Below are 16,445 nucleotides of genomic sequence, written 5' to 3' on the forward strand. Positions count from 1 at the left end.
TAGAGCGGCGCGATCTCGCCGTCGATCCAGTCCCAATCGATCTTGCCGGTGAGCCGGACCAGCTCGTGCTTCAGATTGATGATCTGGTCGAGCCGCGCCCGGAAAAAATCGTTCGCTCCCGTCGTTTTGTGCTTCTTCGGCCGCATCGTGCCCTCCGATGCGGACAGGGAATCATGCTTCGCCCGTCGAGGGAATCTCGAAAACGAAATTGCAAGCTTCCGATGCACAAAACACCAAAACCTTGCAATCTCAGAACGTCATTCCAGCCAAATTACGATTCCAGATCAGTCGCCTGGAAGCTTCTTAACGGGCGACTACTTCGCTTACAACATCGGCCTGATCCTCAAGGTCGATCTGACGGGATCGGGCTACTGGAGCGAGGACTGGGTCGGGCTGCTGTTTCTGACCGGCTTTGCGCTGGTGATCGGCGTGCCCGGACTGATCCTGGCGACGCTGCGCTACTTCATCGAGGTCGACCCGATTTCGCGGCGGCTGATCGTCACCAGGCAATTCGGTCCGCTGAAGTTTCGCAGCCTGCGCCAACTCAGCGAGTTCAAGTTCATCAGTATCATCGATCACTCCGATCCCGATTGCAGCTTCACCGCGTATCACGTGAGCCTGTGCGGAGGCCGCGGCACGAGGCCAGTCATAGTGTCCTCCTTCAGCCGCCGCGACGAGGCGAACGAGTTTGCGCAGACGCTCGGTGCCGAGCTGAAGCTGCGGCCGAAGGACTATGTCGGCACCGAGCCCGACGCCGACTAGCATCGATCGTCTGCGCCCGATCAGGCCTCGAAAAACTGGTTCTTCGGCCGCGGCAGGCCCAGATTCTCGCGCAGGGTCTTGCCTTCGTACTCCTTGCGGAAGATCCCGCGCTTCTGCAATTCGGGGACGACCTTGTCGACGAACTCGAACAGGCCCTGCGGCAGATAGGGGAACATGATGTTGAAGCCGTCGCTGCCGTGGCCGGTCAGCCATTCCTCCATCTGATCGGCGATGGTCTGCGGCGTGCCGACGAAGGCGAGCCCGCCATAGCCGCCGACGCGTTGGGCGAGCTGGCGCACGGTGAGCTTGTCGCGCGCGGCGACGTCGACGAGGCGCTGCCGGCCGCTCTTGCTGGCATTGGTTTCCGGGATCGACGGCAACGGCCCGTCGGGATCGAAGCCGGACGCGTCGGTGCCGAGGATCACCGAGAGCGAGGCGATCGCGCTCTCGTAATGCACGCGGCTGTCGAGCAACGCGCGCTTCTCCTTGGCTTCCTCGACGCTGTCGCCGACCACCACGAAGGCGCCGGGCAGGATCCTCAGATGCTCGGGATCGCGGCCGATCTTCTCCATCCGGCCCTTGATGTCGGCATAGAGTTTTTGTCCGTCCGCAAGGCTGCCGCCGCCGGTGAACACGGCTTCCGCGGTCTCGGCCGCAAGCTGCCTGCCGTCGTCGGATGCGCCGGCCTGCACGATGACAGGCCAGCCCTGCACGGGGCGGGCGATGTTCAGCGGACCGCGGACCGAGAGATATTTGCCCTTGTGGTTGAGCACATGCATCTTGTCGGGATCGACGAACAGCCCGGACTCGACGTCACGAACAAACGCATCATCGGCGAAGGAATCCCACAGGCCGGTGACGACGTCGTAGAACTCGCGGGCGCGCTTATAGCGCTCGGCGTGCTCCATGTGATCGTCGAGGCCGAAATTCAGCGCCGCGTCCGGATTGGAGGTGGTGACGATATTCCAGCCGGCGCGGCCGCCGGAGATGTGGTCGAGCGAGGCGAAGCGCCGGGCGACGTGATAGGGCTCGTCGAAGGTGGTCGAGCCGGTCGCGATCAGGCCGATATGCTCGGTGACGGCCGACAGTGCCGAGAGCAGGGTGAACGGCTCGAACGAGGTCACGGTGTGGCTGCGCTTCAGCGCGGTGATCGGCATGTTGAGCACGGCCAGGTGGTCGGCCATGAAAAACGCGTCGAACTTGCCGGCCTCGAGCTTCCGGATCAGCTGCTTGATATGGTCGAAGTTGAAATTGGCGTCAGGCCAGGCCCCGGGATAGCGCCAGGCGCCGGTGTGGATGCTGATCGGCCGCATGAACGCGCCGAGCTTGAGTTGACGCTTCGCCATTGCCCCGTTCCGTTCTTGGTGTCGTTAGCGGAACAGATAGGGAGCGCCGCGGACAACGCCATGAGGGTCCTTAAGAAGAATCTTGCAATCTGGGCGACGAGCAGAGGATATTTTCAACCCGACGCCTTTGTCATCGTGGAGGGGGACATGATCTATCCGGCAAGGCCATGGCTGATCGGGGGCTTCCTGGTCGCGATCGCGCTCTGTCTTGGCAGCCCGGCGCGGGCGCAGATCGTTGCGATCGGCGCAAGCAATGTCGCGGGCCGGGGCGTCAGCAGTTCGGACGCCTGGCCGGCACAACTGGAAGGCATGCTGGCGGCGAAGGGCCGTCACGTTCAAGTCACCAACGCCGGCATCAACGGCGATACCAACGCGGGCATGCTGGCCCGGCTCGATTCCGCGGTCCCCGCAGGAACGAAGATCGTGCTGCTCGACCGGGTCGGGGGCGGCTGGAACGCCAGGCGATTGCATCAAGGGGATCAAGCTGCCGAGCTCGCGGCGCGGCTTCGCAGCCGGGGCATCCGCGTGATCCCGATGTGGTGGAATGCAGTCCTGCGCAATTATCTGCAACCGGACCACATTCACTTCACGCCGGAGGGACACAGGGTGGTCGCCGCGCACATGCTGCCCTCGGTGATGTCAGCCGTGCACTGACCTGACATTGCGTCCGGCGCAGCAGGGGTCATGCCCCCAGCACGTCCTTGTGCATCTTGCCGCCGTAGAAATGGAAGAACGGCACCGGCGCGTCGTGGCGGAGCGGGCCGGTGGCGAGACGGCGGTCGAGTTCGGCGAGCACGTTCTTGGTCATGGCGTGCGCATCGGCGAGCGGCTCGGAGCCGATCTCGACCCAGACCAGTTCGACGAGCTCGGCGTCGGCATGCACGACGCCTTCGACGCGATGCGCGATCGCTGAGGCATCGGCGGTGAAGAAGCGGGTGTCGAAGCGGCGGACGCGGCCGGGCGGGGTGATCGCGCGCGCAATCAGGAACAGGCCGGACGGATCGGGCAGCAGGCCGGCGGCGGCGAACGGCGCCCAGGGACCGTCCACCTTCGGTGTCTTCTCAACCTTGCGGCCGAGGCAGAGCCCGGTCTCTTCGCAGGCTTCGCGGATCGCGGCATTGGCCAGCGCACGCGCGCGGCCGGGCGTGATCTTCGGGCTACCCTTGAGCAGATTGGCTTCGAGCTCCGGCGTGATCGGGGCTGCGACCGGCACGCGGTTGTCGGCCTTGTCGACGCGGCCGCCGGGGAAGACGAATTTGCCCGGCATGAACACCACCTTGTCGTGGCGCTTGCCGACCAGCACCTTTGGCTTGGCACCGGAGCGATCGATCAGGATCAGCGTCGCCGCATCCTTCGGCCGGAAGTACGCATGATGATCGGCTTCTTTTTCGCCCTGGTGGACGACGGCGGCGGGTGCGGCAGCTTGAGTCATTTCATCCCTTTCATTCCTTCTTGGGGTCCGGTTTAGCTAGACCGGTGGGATGTCGCTAGGGGCATTTTCGTCAAAGCCATGCATGCGCAGGGCCCATTGCAATCCGATCACGGCTCCCTTCACCGGCTGCAACAGCGCCAGCGATGCGAACAGCGTGAACGGCAGATAGATCGCAAGTTGCAGCCACACCGGCGGCGAATAATCGGTCTCGATCCACAGCGCGGTCGGTACCACGATATGGCCGACAATGACGATGACGAGATAGGCGGGCAGGTCGTCGGCGCGATGCGGTGAGAAATCGAGGTCGCAGACCGGGCAATGGCCGTCGCATTTGAGAAACTTGCGAAACAGCTTGCCTCTTCCGCAGCGCGGGCAGCGGCTGAGGAACCCGCGCTTCATCGCGGTCCACACGTCGCGCTTCTCGGGCTCGGCTCCGTCGCGAGTCCAGACCACTGTCGGCGGTGTCACTTCCATGACGTGCCTCGCTTCGATTTGCCGGGCTTGGACTTCGCCGGCTTGCGGTCCTTCTTGTTGCGCGCCTTCCGCTCCTTGTGCGCCTTCTTGCCAGTTCCTTTGCCAGTTCCTTTGCCTGGTCCCTTGCCAAATCCCGCAGCGCTGCGCTCGGGCCTTGCGCCGTCGCGTTTTCTGCCGCGCGGAATTGCCTGACCGCCGGATAATAGCTCAAAGCGCAGCGCGCCCGCTACCGGCGCGGCTTCGACCAGCCGCACGTCGACGACATCGCCAAGCCGATACATGGTTCCACTGCGCGAGCCGATCAGCGCGTGGCGGGTTTCGTCGTAGTTGAAATATTCGCTCCCGATGGTGCGGATCGGGATCAGGCCATCGGCGCCGGTGTCATCGAGCTTCACAAACAGGCCGGATCGCGTCACGCCGGAAATCCGGCCCTGGAACGAGGCGCCGACCTTGTCAGCAAGGAAATGCGCGACCAGCCGGTCGGTGGTCTCGCGCTCCGCCTTCATCGCGCGGCGCTCGGTGACGGAAATCTGCGCGGCGATTTCGGCCAGCGTCTCCACGGTCTCATCCGTCGGCAAGGCGCCTTCGCCGAGGCCAAGCGCGCGGATCAGCGCGCGATGCACGATCAGATCGGCATAGCGCCGGATCGGCGAGGTGAAATGCGCGTAGCGGCGCAGGTTCAAGCCGAAATGGCCGTAGTTCTCGGCGGAATATTCGGCCTGCGCCTGCGAGCGCAGCACCACCTCGTTGACCAGCGGCTCGTAGTCCTCGCCCGAGACCTGCGCCAGCACGCGGTTGAATTGCGCGGGCCGTAGCGCGCCCTGCTTGGTGAAGGGCAGGTCGAGCGTCTTCAGGAATTCCTGGAGGTTGTGCACCTTCTCCTGGCTCGGCTCGTCGTGCACACGGTAGATCAGCGGCAGCGCCTTCTTCTCCAGCATCTCCGCCGCGGCGACGTTGGCGAGGATCATGAACTCCTCGATCAGCCGGTGTGCATCAAGCCGCTGCGGCACGATCACCCGGTCGACGGTGCCGTCGGGCTTCAACAGGATCTTGCGCTCGGGCAGATCGAGATCGAGCGGGTCGCGCTCGTTGCGCGCGAGCTTGACCAACTCATAGGCCGACCACAGCGGCTTCAGGATCGGATCGACCAGGGGGCCGGTGATGTCGTCGGGCCTGCCGTCCATCGCGGCCTGCGCCTGCGCGTAGGCAAGCTTCGCGGCCGAGCGCATCAGCACGCGATGGAAGGTGTGCGAGCGCTTGCGGCCGTCGGCGCCGATCACCATCCGCACCGCGACCGCGCCGCGCGGTTCGCCCGGTACCAGCGAGCAGAGATTGTTGGATATCCGCTCGGGCAGCATCGGCACCACGCGATCGGGGAAATACACCGAGTTGCCGCGCTGCAGTGCGTCGCGGTCGAGCGCAGAGCCCGCCCGCACATAGAAGGCGACGTCGGCGATCGCGACATGGACGATGAAGCCGCCCTTGTTGTTCGGATCGGGATCGGCCTCGGCATGAACCGCGTCGTCGTGATCCTTGGCGTCCGGCGGATCGATGGTGACGAGCGGCACGTCGCGCCAGTCCTCGCGGCCCTGCAGCGTCGCGGGCTTTGCGTCTTCGGCTTCGCGCAGTGCAGAAGCCGAAAACACCTGCGGGATGTCGTGGGTGTTGATCGCGATCAGGCTGATGGCCTTCTCGCTTGCGATCGAGCCGAGCCGTTCCTTGACCCGGGCGGAGGCGAGCCCGTAGCCGCGGGTGCGGATCAAATCGACGCTGATGAGGTCGCCGTCCTCGGCGCCGCCACTGTCGGCCTGGGCGATGTTGAGCTCGCGGCCGGCCTGTTTCTTGTCGACCGGGATCAGGCGGCCGCCGCCATCAGGGTTCTTGCGGAAGATGCCGAGGATACGGGTTCGCCCGTGATCGATCACCTTGATGACGCGACCGCGATAGGGCGTGCCGTCGCGCTCGTTGGTCACCTCGACCCGCAACAGCGCGCGGTCGCCGACGCCGGCGACGGTGCCGGGCTTCGGCCGCCGCGGCGTCTCGATGCGGATTTTCGGGGCGGTGCCGTTTTCTTCGGAGTCCCACTCGGCGGGTGTGGCGATCAACTCGCCGTCGCTGTCACGGCCGGTGATGTCGGCGAGCACGGTCGGCGGCAGCGCCGCCGGCTCGTGAATCTTGCGGCCGCGCTTGGCGACCGTGCCGTCGTCGGCGAGCTCGCGGAGGATCCGCTTCAACTCGATGCGGTCGGCGTTCTTCAGGCCGAACGCGCGCGCGATCTCGCGGGTGCCGATCTTGCCTGGATTGGCGCGGATGAAGGCGACGATGGCGTCCCGGCCCGGAAAGCCATGGTCGGGTTTTGGTTTCACTTATCCTCGTGCCTTGCCGGCGCTCTTCTTCGCGGGCGCTTTCGCGGGTGCCGATGACTTTGCAGGCGACGTCTTGGCACTGGAGGCGACCGGCGCGCGCGCCTTGCTGGTCGCATCCGTTTTTGGTTTCGCCGCGGCCTTCTTGGACGCCGCCTTCTTGGCGGGCTTGGCCTCGGCATCGCCGTCGGCCGTTTCGGCCTTGGCTTTTGCGGGCTTTGCCGCCTTCGCCTTCTTGCCCTTTGCCTTGCCGCCGCCCTTGGCCGCGCGCTCGTCGATCAGCGCGATCGCCTCCGCAAGCGTGACCTCATCGGGCGTCTTGTCGCTCGGGATCGTCGCGTTAACGCCGCCGGCCGCGACATAGGCGCCGTAACGGCCGTTCTTGAGCGCGACAGCGCCCAGCGTCGGGTGGTCGCCGAGCGGCTTGCCCGGGTCGGCGCCGAAGCGGCGGCCGCTCGGACCCTTGGCGATCTTCTCCGCGATCAGCGTGACAGCGCGGTTCAATCCGATGTCGAACACCTCGTCGCCGGCCTCGAGGCTGGCATAGGTCTTCTCGTGCTTGACGAACGGCCCGAACCGGCCGAGGCCGGCCGTGATCGGCTGCCCGGTTTCCGGATGCTTGCCGATCTCGCGCGGCAGCGACAGCAGCTTCAGCGCCAGTTCGAGATCGACATCGGCAGGCGAGGTACCTTTCGGAATCCCCGCGCGCTTCGGCTTCTCGCCTTCGGCGTAATCCTTCTGCTCGCCAAGCTGGATGTAGGGGCCGAAACGGCCGGCCTTCACCGTGACATCGAACCCGGTGTCGGGATCGGTGCCGAGCACGCGGTCGGCGCTCTCGGCGCTGTCGGCCGCGAGCGGCCGCGTGTAGCGGCATTCCGGATAGTTCGAGCAGCCGACGAAGGCGCCGAACTTGCCGGCCTTCAGGTTGAGCCGCCCGGTGCCGCAGGTCGGACACTGCCTAACGTCACCGCCATCCGCGCGCGGCGGATAGATGTGCGGGCCCAGCATCTCGTCGAGCGCATCGAGCACCTCGGCGACGCGCAGATCCTTGATGTCGTTCACCGCGCCGATGAAGCCGCTCCAGAAATCCTTCAGCACCTGCTGCCAGGAGATCTCGTTGTTGGAGACGCGATCGAGCTGTTCCTCGAGATCGGCCGTGAAGTCGTATTCGACGTATCGCGAGAAGAAGTTTTCCAGGAACGCGACCACGACGCGGCCCTTGTCCTCGCCGTGCAGCCGCTTCTTCTCGAGCTTGACGTAGCCGCGGTCCTTCAGGACCTGCAGGATCGAGGCGTAGGTCGAGGGCCGGCCGATGCCGAGCTCTTCCATCCGCTTCACCAGCGAGGCTTCCGAGAAGCGCGGCGGCGGCTCGGTGAAATGCTGGGTGACGGCAAGGCTCTGGCGCTTCACCGCTTCGCCCTGGCTCATCGCGGGCAGGCGGCGCGAATCCTCGTCCTCCTCGTCGTCACGGCTTTCCTGATAGAGCGCGAGGAAGCCGTCGAACTTGATGACCTGGCCGGAGGCGCGCAGCTCGAGTGTGCGGGCGCCGGACTTGGCTTCGATGTCGACAGTGGTGCGCTCGAGTTCGGCCGACTCCATCTGGCTCGCAATGGTGCGCTTCCAGATCAGCTCATAGAGCTTGGCCTGGTCGGTATCGAGCCGGCGGCCGATGCTGGCCGGGCGACGCGACAGATCGGTCGGGCGGATCGCTTCGTGCGCTTCCTGGGCGTTCTTGGCCTTGGCCTGGTACTGGCGCGGCGCGTCCGGCACATAGGCGTTGCCATAGTCCTCGCCGATCACCTTGCGGGCCTGGGTGATCGCGGACGGATCGATCTGGACGCCGTCGGTTCGCATATAGGTGATCAGACCGGTGGTCTCGCCGCCGATGTCGATGCCTTCATACAGCCGCTGCGCAATGCGCATGGTGTGCGCCGGCGCGAAGCCGAGCTTGCGGCTCGCTTCCTGCTGCAGGGTCGAGGTGGTGAAGGGGGCCTGCGGATTGCGCCGGGCCGGCTTGGCCTCGACGGCCGCGACCTTGAACAGCGCGGCCTCGATCGCCTTCTTGAAGTCCTCGGCTTCGGCGCCGGAGCCGATGTCGAGCCGCGCGATCTTTTTGCCGTCGGCGCCGACCAGCCGCGCCTCGAAGGCGTCGCCGCGCGGCGTCAGCAGCGTCGCGACCAGCGACCAGTACTCCCTCGGCACGAACTTCTCGATCTCGAGCTCGCGGTCGCAGACCAGCCGCAGCGCGACCGACTGCACGCGGCCGGCGGAGCGGGCGCCGGGCAACTTGCGCCACAGCACCGGCGAGAGCGTGAAGCCGACAAGATAGTCCAGCGCACGGCGCGCCATATAGGCGTCGACCAGCGCGCCGTCGATCTGGCGTGGCGCCTTCATGGCGTCGGTGACGGCCTGCTTGGTGATGGCGTTGAACACCACGCGCTCGACCTTCTGGTCCTTCAGCGCGCGCTTCTCCTTCATCACCTCCAGCACGTGCCAGGAGATCGCCTCGCCCTCGCGATCAGGGTCGGTTGCGAGAATCAGACGGTCGGCGCCCTTCAGCGCCTTGGCGATGTCGTTGAGCCGGCCCGCGGCCTTGGCATCGACCTCCCAGATCATCTGGAAATTGGCGTCCGGATCGACCGAACCATTCTTGGCCGGGAGGTCGCGGACATGGCCAAACGACGCCAGGACCTCATAGGAGGATCCCAGATATTTGTTGATCGTCTTGGCCTTGGCAGGCGACTCAACAATGACGATATTCATGTCATTCCAATAGCTTACGGGAAAACTTGAAGGTGGGTTCCGCTAGACTCGCGGCCCGCCGTGTCGGGGCGAACATGGGTGTTGAGGCGGTCCCTGTCAAATCGCCAGATATTGAAGGGAGGGTCTAGGCTGTGGAGTTCCTATCCCAAGAGTTGAAAAATACGTCCTAGAGTTGCGGCCGGAAACGGCGTATCTCTTTATATATAGGGTGGGAATCGGACTAGGCCTTTTGAGCAGCACAGGGGGCGGCCGGAAGCGCAAGGCATCCGGCGGGCGACGAGACAGGTGGGGACGGCGGTCCGGATGACGCTCTGGTCCCGATCGCAGCCGCCGCGACCGAACTCGCCAAACTCGCCCAGCGCCACAAATTCGAGGTCCTCGACCGGCTGTTCGCGATGGCCCGCCTGGAAGCCGATGAGCAGTTGCGTGTCCGCAGCCGAAGGAAGTTGTCGTGACAACGGGTGTCATCACCCGCGCATGCGGTGATCCAGTATTCCAGAGACGCCGCTGCTTGAGCCGAGAGGCCGCGGCGTACCGGATGCCCACACGCGCGGGCATGACAGCGGAGAGAGCCCACGGCTCCTTCCCTGGCGTCGTCCCGGCGCAGGCCGGGACCCATACGCCGCGGCGGTTGTTGTGACCGGGACTCGTCGTTCCAGCGTTGCGCGACAAGCAGCATCGGTGGTTATGGATCCCGGCTTTCGCCGGGACGACACTGAGCGTGTTGCGCGGTCCCTGAGACAAACATCTATGTTCTCGCGGCATGAATCGTCCGAGCTTTGCATTTCGTTTCGCCCTCACTTGAACAGAGGGCGCAGGGAGTTACATTTCTGATAAAGCGAAATATTTTCACGCGCGAGGATTGACAGCTTTTGCTGAGTTGCCCGTCGTGTCGAATGGGCAACACCGTTGACATCTTGATGAATGGAGTTAGGCCGATACACGCCGCGCGCGCTTCGCAGGAGGCCGCGGCTTCAGCGCCGTGTCGGCGGCATCAAGCACGCGGCCGTCCTGCGAAAACAGCGCGAGCTTCTTCACCGGCTTGCCCTTGTCGCGGTCGACCAGGATGGTCGCGATCTCGTCCGGGTGCTCGTCGAACTCCTCGGTCCATTGCCGGAGCGCGACGAGGATCGGAAAGATGCCGTGGCCCTTCGGCGTCAGCAGATATTCCTGATAGGCGCTGCTGTCGGAGGCGGGGACCATCTTCAGGATGCCGCGCTCGACCAGCGTGCGCAGCCGCGTGGTGAGGATGTTCTTGGCGAGGCCGAGGCTCGCCTGAAATTCGCCGAAGCGGCGCCGGCCGAGGCTGGCGTCGCGGATGATCAGCAACGACCACCAGTCGCCGAACACGTCGAGCGCGCGGGCCACCGGGCAAGAATCGCCTGCGAGGCTGGTTCGTTTCACGGCGCGGTCTCCAGAAGTTGGGCCATCACGGTCTTGTGTGGTTGCAATATTAAACCTGATGCCCTAGGTAGGCAATGAAGTTTAATAATGCAACCAACTGGAGGCGGACATGAGACTGGCAAACAAGACGGCGTTGATCACCGGCGGCAACAGCGGCATCGGGCTTGCGACGGCAAAACTGTTCGTGGCCGAGGGCGCCAAGGTCGTCATCACCGGGCGCAACAAGGAGACGCTTGCGGCGGCGGCCAGGGAACTCGGGCCGAACGCGCTGGCGGTGGTGGCTGACGCCACCGATGTCGCGGCGCTGGAAGCCGCGGTAAAGCAGGGCGCCGAGAAGTTCGGCAAATACGACGTGCTGTTTGCCAATGCCGGCATTCCCGGCCAGACGCCGGTCGGCGGCACCACGCTGGCTGCTTTCGAAAATGTGATCCGCACCAATCTCACCGGCGTGTTCTTCACGGTGCAGGCGGTCGCGCCGTATCTCAACGACGGCGCGTCGATCATCCTCAACGGCTCGGTGATTTCGGTGCTCGGCAATCCCGGCTACTCGGCCTATGCCGCGAGCAAGGCCGGCGTGCGCGCGATGGCGCGGGTGATGGCGTCAGAACTGTCGCCGCGCAACATCCGCGTCAACGTGGTGGCGCCGGGCGCGGTGCGGACACCGATCTGGGGCGCGGCGATCGCAACGCCTGAGGCCGAGAAGGTGTTCGAGGCGCGGATCAGCAAGACCACGCCGCTCGGGCGCATCGGCGAGCCCGATCATATCTCGAAGACCGTGCTGTTCCTGGCGTCCGACGACGCGGCGCATGTGCAAGGGCAGGAACTGTTCATCGATGGCGGCGCAACGGCTTCGCCCGCCGGCGCGCCGATCTATCGCGGCTAAATTGTTTCTCATTGTAACGAACCGGCCGGTGTGAAGCGCTTCATACCGGCCGATTGCGTGCGCGACTATCATTGCGTGAATTGAACCTTTGACGTACTCCCGGGACTCCTGAAAAGGGCGGGGAATTTTTTCACCACGGAATCATTTGGAGTGCCGTCATGCCCAAAGCAGCTCGTATTGCGACTCCGATCAGAGTTTCGTCCGCGTCCGAGAATTCAGACACGGCACAGTTCGTGACGGTCGCGCTGTTTTCCGGCATCGGCTTGTTGATCTCCCTCGTCGCCGTCATCGCCGGCATTCAGGGCGTCTGGTTCTGAGGCATCCGGCGAGTCGCCCGCGCATCACGCTTGCCGCTTGGCCAAGACCTCGTCCCGCCCACAACTGTCATACCCCGCGCATGCGGGGTATCCAGTACGTCGCGGCCTCTCGGTTCAATAACGGCCGTCTCTGGGATACTGGGTCACCTGCTTTCGCAGGTGACGACAGTGGTTCTGGGGTTAAGCGGCGTTCAGGCTGCCGGCGGCCTGCAGCGCGCCTGCAACCGCCTTTTCGCGATGCTCGGGACCGACCTGGATGCCGTCGGCCGGGATGAATTCAAGATTCCTGACACCGATGAAGCCGAACACCCCGCGCAGATAGGTCTCGAGATGCTCAAGGGCTGCCATCGGCGTGTCGGCGCCGTAATAGCCGCCGCGCGAGATCGCGATGATGACCCGCTTGTTGCCAGCCAGTCCCTGAACGCCGGTGGCGTCGTATTTGAAGGTCTTGCCCGCAACCAGGACGCGGTCGATCCAGGCCTTGAGCTGGGAGGGAATGGTGAAATTGTACATCGGCGCGCCGATCACCACGATGTCGGCGGCGAGGAACTCGTCCAGCACAGCCTGGCCGGTCGCGATATCGTCGCGCACCGACGGGTCCGGCGCGGCGCCTTGGCTCGCGGCCAAATGCAGGCCGGAGAGGTGGGCGAGCGGGGTTTTGGTGAGATCGCGGTAGCTCACGACGAGGCCGGGATTGGCCTGGCGCAGCCGCTCGACGGCGGCGGCCGAGACCTGTCGGCTGACGGAGTGGGGGCCGAGGACCGAGGAGTCGATGTGCAGAAGTTTCATGGCAGGGGTCACCTTTGGTATAGGTTTGTAACTGGCGCTATATGAGTGACCGCCCTAAATGTCCGCAAGAACGCACATTTTTGAAACCCGAGCACAGCGATGAGACCTGAGAACATCCATGTGACTGCCCCGCCGCCGCGGCCCAGTCCCGATCACAGCGATTGCCGCGCGGTCGCCTCCGTGCTGGCGCGGGTCGGCGACAAATGGAGCGTGTTCGTGATCATGATGCTGATCGACGGGCCGAAGCGCTTCAACGAATTGAAGCGCATGATCAGCGGCATTTCGCAGCGGATGCTGACACTCACGCTGCGCGGCCTGGAGCGCGACGGCCTGGTGACCCGCACGGTGTTTCCGACCATCCCGCCGCGGGTCGACTACGAGCTGACCGATCTCGGCCGCGGGTTGGCGGAGCCCGTGAAGGCGCTCGGCGAATGGGCGTTCGCGCATCTGCCGGAGATCGAAGGTGCGCGGACGCGGTTTGACGGACGTAACGAGTGATCCGTCACCCTGAGGAGCGCGCTCTTGCGCGCGTCTCGAAGGGTCAACGGCCCGGTTCTCTCAACTCGGCGACATCGGGGCCGTGCATCCTTCGAGACGCCGCTGCGCGGCTCCTCAGGATGACGGTGCGGGCGGCGTAGCAAGCTAAATCATCGACACCAGCCCGCCGCCGTGCCGCTCGAGCCGGCCGGCGAGTTCGAGCTCCAGCAGCACCGCGCGGACGACGGCGGGCGAGACATCGGCCATCCGGATCAGATCGTCGAGGCTGATCGGGCTCGGCCCGAGCAGATTGATGATGCGGGCGCGATCGGACGCATCGGTGGCGAAGTCCAGCGGCTCGTCCTCCTCGCGCGCGCCAAGCATGACGGGGCGTTCCATGATCGGCGTCACCGCGCTGATGACATCGGCGGCTTCGGTGACCAGCGTGGCGCCCTGCTTGATCAAATCGTTGGCGCCGGCGTCGCGCGGATCGATCGGCGAGCCCGGCACCGCGAACACCTCGCGGCCCTGTTCGGCGGCCATCCGCGCCGTGATCAGCGAGCCCGAGCGATGTGCGGCCTCCACCACCACGACGCCGAGCGAGGCGCCCGAGATCAGCCGGTTGCGGCGGGGGAAGTCGCGCGCCCGCGGTACGTGGCCGAGCGGCATCTCCGAGATCGCCGCACCGCGCTCGAGCAGGGCAGCCAGCAGATCCTCATGCTCCGGCGGGTAGATCCTGTCGTGGCCGCCGGCGAGCACGGCGATCGTGCCGCTCGCAACGGTCGCGCGATGCGCCGCCTGATCGATGCCGCGGGCGAGGCCGGAGATCACGACAAAGCCGGCGTCGCCGAGATCGCGCGCGAGAGTGCCTGCAAATTTCAGCCCGGCGCCGGAGGCATTTCGGGAGCCGACGATCGCGATCATCGGGCGCATCAGGGTGTCGCGCGCGCCGCGCACGGCAAGCAGCGGCGGCGCGTCGTCGATGGTGGCAAGCCGCGCCGGATAATGCGCTTCCTCCGGCGCGATGAGGTCGATGCCATGCCTCGCGCAGGCCGCGAGCTCAGCAACCGCGTCGGCCTCGCTCGTGATGCGCCCGGGGCCCGACGCGCCGCCGCGGCGCGCGAGATCGGGCAGGCGCTCCAGCGCGTGTGCCGCATCGCCAAAATGGCGCAGCAGCGATGCAAAGGTGCGCGGGCCGACATTGTCGGAGCGGATCAGCCGCAGGCGGTTGAGCCGCTCGGTGTCGGTGAGTTTTACAGCGCTGGGCGTCCGGTCATGCATGTGGAGCGTAGCTTCGCCCAACCTGGGATTGTGATCAACCACGACATTGGCGCAGTGGGCGTGACGCGCTACAAGCGGTCGCCAATTCCGGGGAAGCCGACCATGATCTCACTTGCCGACGTCAAAGCGCGTATCGAGCAGGGCGCGCTGTCGCCCGAGGCCGCCATCGGCCAGTCGCTGGAGGCGATCGGCGCGTTGGAAAAGACCATTGGCGCCTTCGTCCGCCATGACGACAAGGCGCGGGGGCAGACTGCCGGGCCGCTGCGCGGTATTGCGGTCGGCATCAAGGACATCATCGATACCGCTGACTTCCCGACCGAGATGGGGGCTGCGATCTATCGCGCCCATCAGCCGCGCGCCGATGCGCCTGTCGTGATGGCGCTGAAGCAGGCCGGCGCCACTATCATCGGCAAGACCACGACGACGGCATTCGCGGCGAACGATCCGACCGCAACCCTCAATCCGCACAATCACGCGCACACACCGGGTGGATCGTCGTCGGGCTCGGCCGCCGCGGTTGCCGCCGGGATGATCCCGCTGGCCTTGGGCACGCAGACCGGCGGCTCGGTGATCCGGCCGGCCTCGTTCTGCGGCGTCGCCGCGATCAAGCCGAGCTACCGGCTGCTGCCGACCGTCGGCGTGAAGTGTTTTTCCTGGACGCTCGATACCGTCGGGCTGTTCGGCGCCGGCGTGCGCGATGTCGCGCTGGGGCTGGCTGCGATGACCAAGCGGCCGGAACTGATCGTGCCGTCTTCGGTCGCGGCGCCGCGCATCGTCGTGGTGACGCAGGCTTTTGCCGGCGCACCTGAAACGTCCGGCGCGGAGGCGTTGCAGAAGGCGGCGCGGGCGGCGGAGCAGGCGGGTGCGACCGTTCGCGAACTCGCGATGCCTGAGATCGTCGCCGAGGCGTGGCGGATCCATCCGGTGGTGCAAGAGTTCGAGGCGCATCAATCGTTCGCCTGGGAGTATGGCCAGCACTACGATGCGATGCCGCCGCTGCTGCGCGGCCGGCTCGACGAGAGCAAGGGCGGCACGCCGGCCGAATACGACGCGGCGATGGACATCACGCTGCGCGCGCGGCAGGCGCTGGCCGCGATCTTCGCCGAGGTCGACGTGCTGCTGACACTGTCGGCGCCGGGCGCCGCTCCCGCGGGTTTGGCATCGACCGGCGACCCCCGTTACAACCGGCTCTGGACCTTGATGGGCGTGCCCTGCGTCAACGTCCCGACGCTGATCGCCGAGGGCGGATTGCCGGTCGGCGTGACCGTGATCGCGGGGTTTGGCGGCGATGCCAAGGCGCTGGCGGCGGCGAGCTTTGTCGAGGATGCGCTGAAGCGGTAGCGGTGCGATTGCGCTACTTCTTCTCGCCGATCTTGCCTTCAGTGCCGGCCTGCAGGCGCTGGATGTTTTCGCGGTGCGTGTAGAACAACAGCAGCGTCAGCACGGCGAACAGCGAGGCGAGGGCGTTGTGGCCGAACCACCACAGGAACAGCGGCGTCACGAATGCGGCGATCAGCGCCGAGAGCGACGAGTAGCGCGTGGTGTAGGCGGTGCCGAGCCAGATCACGGCGAAGATCAGCGCCGCCGGCCAGAACAGGCCGAGCAGCACGCCGAGGTAGGTGGCGACGCCCTTGCCGCCGCGAAACCTGAGCCAGACCGGGAAAAGGTGGCCGAGGAACGCGCCGAGCGCCGCCAGCATCGCGGCGTTCGGGCCGTCGATCGTGCCCGCGATGATGACGGCGACAGTGCCCTTCAGCATGTCGCCGATCAGCGTCGCCGCGGCGAGGCCCTTGCGGCCGGTGCGCAGCACGTTGGTGGCGCCGATATTGCCTGAGCCGATGGTTCGCAGATCTTGGGTGCCGGCGAGCCTGGTCAGGACCATGCCGAACGGGATCGAGCCTAGGAGATAGCCGATCAGGAAGGCGGGCAGCAGCATCGCGTCAGCAGACATCGCGGCGGTTCCCTGGACGGCCGGTCCGGTCGATTTCGGCCAATTCCGTCAATGAAATATTAACCATCAACCCGCAACCATGGCGTTGGAAATGAGGGAGCTTATCATGGCTTCTGTTCGCAGGCGGTTGGAGCAGCTGTTCTTTGTCGTTTACGTCGCAGCTATCGTCGTCGGAACGACGATGGAAGCGATGTTGCAGCTCG

Annotated in this window: 15 protein-coding genes and 1 pseudogene; 6 read left to right on the forward strand and 10 right to left on the reverse strand. The window is 65.5% G+C overall.

Annotated features, from left to right (window positions below; genetic code table 11):
- Positions 1-146 (reverse strand): annotated as a pseudogene (locus K359_RS61360) (IS5/IS1182 family transposase); the annotation flags it as partial.
- A 1-nt stretch (position 147) separates the two neighbouring features.
- Between K359_RS61360 and K359_RS52515 the strand changes: the two are divergent.
- The gene (locus K359_RS52515) at positions 148-762 is read left to right on the forward strand and encodes a hypothetical protein (RefSeq protein WP_156928584.1); all 615 of its coding nucleotides are present in this window, start codon (positions 148-150) and stop codon (positions 760-762) included.
- A 20-nt stretch (positions 763-782) separates the two neighbouring features.
- Here the strand turns inward: K359_RS52515 and K359_RS0120630 are convergent, their stop codons facing one another.
- Positions 783-2,108 (reverse strand): LLM class flavin-dependent oxidoreductase, encoded by a 1,326-nt coding sequence (locus tag K359_RS0120630; RefSeq protein WP_029081042.1) that lies wholly within the window; start codon positions 2,106-2,108, stop codon positions 783-785.
- A 147-nt stretch (positions 2,109-2,255) separates the two neighbouring features.
- Between K359_RS0120630 and K359_RS0120635 the strand changes: the two genes are divergently transcribed.
- Complete coding sequence (locus tag K359_RS0120635; RefSeq protein ID WP_035976837.1) at positions 2,256-2,762, forward strand: hypothetical protein; 507 nt, start codon at positions 2,256-2,258, stop codon at positions 2,760-2,762.
- A gap of 28 nt (positions 2,763-2,790) precedes the next feature.
- Here K359_RS0120635 and K359_RS0120640 read toward each other — a convergent pair whose 3' ends face one another.
- From K359_RS0120640 to K359_RS0120660, 5 genes are all read right to left on the reverse strand, one after another.
- Positions 2,791-3,540 (reverse strand): NUDIX domain-containing protein, encoded by a 750-nt coding sequence (locus tag K359_RS0120640; protein ID WP_029081044.1) that lies wholly within the window; start codon positions 3,538-3,540, stop codon positions 2,791-2,793.
- Positions 3,541-3,576: 36 nt separating this feature from the next.
- On the reverse strand, positions 3,577-4,014 hold the full coding sequence (locus K359_RS0120645) for a DUF983 domain-containing protein (RefSeq protein WP_029081045.1): 438 nt from the start codon (positions 4,012-4,014) through the stop codon (positions 3,577-3,579).
- Positions 4,005-6,380: a ribonuclease R gene (rnr, locus tag K359_RS0120650; protein ID WP_029081046.1), complete on the reverse strand. Its 2,376-nt coding sequence runs from the start codon at positions 6,378-6,380 to the stop codon at positions 4,005-4,007. Before rnr ends, K359_RS0120645 begins: the two co-directional genes overlap by 10 nt.
- Entirely contained in the window at positions 6,381-9,140 is a 2,760-nt protein-coding gene (gene topA, locus K359_RS0120655; RefSeq protein WP_029081047.1) for a type I DNA topoisomerase, read from the reverse strand.
- A 930-nt stretch (positions 9,141-10,070) separates the two neighbouring features.
- The gene (locus K359_RS0120660; protein WP_029081048.1) at positions 10,071-10,544 is read right to left on the reverse strand and encodes a helix-turn-helix domain-containing protein; all 474 of its coding nucleotides are present in this window, start codon (positions 10,542-10,544) and stop codon (positions 10,071-10,073) included.
- A gap of 109 nt (positions 10,545-10,653) precedes the next feature.
- Between K359_RS0120660 and K359_RS0120665 the strand changes: the two genes are divergently transcribed.
- Complete coding sequence (locus tag K359_RS0120665) at positions 10,654-11,427, forward strand: SDR family NAD(P)-dependent oxidoreductase (RefSeq protein WP_029081049.1); 774 nt, start codon at positions 10,654-10,656, stop codon at positions 11,425-11,427.
- A gap of 158 nt (positions 11,428-11,585) precedes the next feature.
- Entirely contained in the window at positions 11,586-11,744 is a 159-nt protein-coding gene (locus K359_RS63340; RefSeq protein WP_165123978.1) for a hypothetical protein, read from the forward strand.
- A 180-nt stretch (positions 11,745-11,924) separates the two neighbouring features.
- Here K359_RS63340 and K359_RS0120675 read toward each other — a convergent pair whose 3' ends face one another.
- Complete coding sequence (locus K359_RS0120675) at positions 11,925-12,533, reverse strand: FMN-dependent NADH-azoreductase (RefSeq protein ID WP_029081050.1); 609 nt, start codon at positions 12,531-12,533, stop codon at positions 11,925-11,927.
- A gap of 99 nt (positions 12,534-12,632) precedes the next feature.
- Between K359_RS0120675 and K359_RS0120680 the strand changes: the two genes are divergently transcribed.
- Complete coding sequence (locus K359_RS0120680; RefSeq protein ID WP_029081051.1) at positions 12,633-13,031, forward strand: helix-turn-helix domain-containing protein; 399 nt, start codon at positions 12,633-12,635, stop codon at positions 13,029-13,031.
- Positions 13,032-13,175: 144 nt separating this feature from the next.
- Here K359_RS0120680 and dprA read toward each other — a convergent pair whose 3' ends face one another.
- Complete coding sequence (gene dprA, locus K359_RS0120685; protein WP_029081052.1) at positions 13,176-14,291, reverse strand: DNA-processing protein DprA; 1,116 nt, start codon at positions 14,289-14,291, stop codon at positions 13,176-13,178.
- Positions 14,292-14,393: 102 nt separating this feature from the next.
- Here dprA and K359_RS0120690 point away from each other — a divergent pair, with 102 nt between their 5' ends.
- Positions 14,394-15,632, forward strand: coding sequence for an amidase (locus K359_RS0120690; protein ID WP_029081053.1), 1,239 nt, complete (start codon positions 14,394-14,396; stop codon positions 15,630-15,632).
- Between the two features lie 13 nt (positions 15,633-15,645).
- On the opposite strand, the gene plsY is transcribed toward K359_RS0120690, so the two are convergent.
- Positions 15,646-16,242: a glycerol-3-phosphate 1-O-acyltransferase PlsY gene (plsY, locus tag K359_RS0120695; RefSeq protein ID WP_029081054.1), complete on the reverse strand. Its 597-nt coding sequence runs from the start codon at positions 16,240-16,242 to the stop codon at positions 15,646-15,648.
- Between the last annotated feature and the right edge of the window lie 203 nt (positions 16,243-16,445).

The organism is Bradyrhizobium sp. th-b2, from assembly GCF_000426785.1.
Taxonomy (GTDB): Bacteria; Pseudomonadota; Alphaproteobacteria; order Rhizobiales; family Xanthobacteraceae; genus Bradyrhizobium; species Bradyrhizobium septentrionale.

Bases quoted from the DNA above. Each gene is read 5' to 3' on its own strand.
- topA (WP_029081047.1), bottom strand. From the start codon at position 9,140: ATGAATATCGTCATTGTTGAGTCGCCTGCCAAGGCCAAGACGATCAAC.
- K359_RS0120635 (WP_035976837.1), top strand. From the start codon at position 2,256: ATGATCTATCCGGCAAGGCCATGGCTGATCGGGGGCTTCCTGGTCGCG.
- K359_RS0120640 (WP_029081044.1), bottom strand. From the start codon at position 3,540: ATGACTCAAGCTGCCGCACCCGCCGCCGTCGTCCACCAGGGCGAAAAA.
- K359_RS0120680 (WP_029081051.1), top strand. From the start codon at position 12,633: ATGAGACCTGAGAACATCCATGTGACTGCCCCGCCGCCGCGGCCCAGT.
- K359_RS0120645 (WP_029081045.1), bottom strand. From the start codon at position 4,014: ATGGAAGTGACACCGCCGACAGTGGTCTGGACTCGCGACGGAGCCGAG.
- K359_RS63340 (WP_165123978.1), top strand. From the start codon at position 11,586: ATGCCCAAAGCAGCTCGTATTGCGACTCCGATCAGAGTTTCGTCCGCG.
- plsY (WP_029081054.1), bottom strand. From the start codon at position 16,242: ATGTCTGCTGACGCGATGCTGCTGCCCGCCTTCCTGATCGGCTATCTC.
- K359_RS0120690 (WP_029081053.1), top strand. From the start codon at position 14,394: ATGATCTCACTTGCCGACGTCAAAGCGCGTATCGAGCAGGGCGCGCTG.
- K359_RS0120675 (WP_029081050.1), bottom strand. From the start codon at position 12,533: ATGAAACTTCTGCACATCGACTCCTCGGTCCTCGGCCCCCACTCCGTC.
- dprA (WP_029081052.1), bottom strand. From the start codon at position 14,291: ATGCATGACCGGACGCCCAGCGCTGTAAAACTCACCGACACCGAGCGG.
- K359_RS0120630 (WP_029081042.1), bottom strand. From the start codon at position 2,108: ATGGCGAAGCGTCAACTCAAGCTCGGCGCGTTCATGCGGCCGATCAGC.
- K359_RS0120665 (WP_029081049.1), top strand. From the start codon at position 10,654: ATGAGACTGGCAAACAAGACGGCGTTGATCACCGGCGGCAACAGCGGC.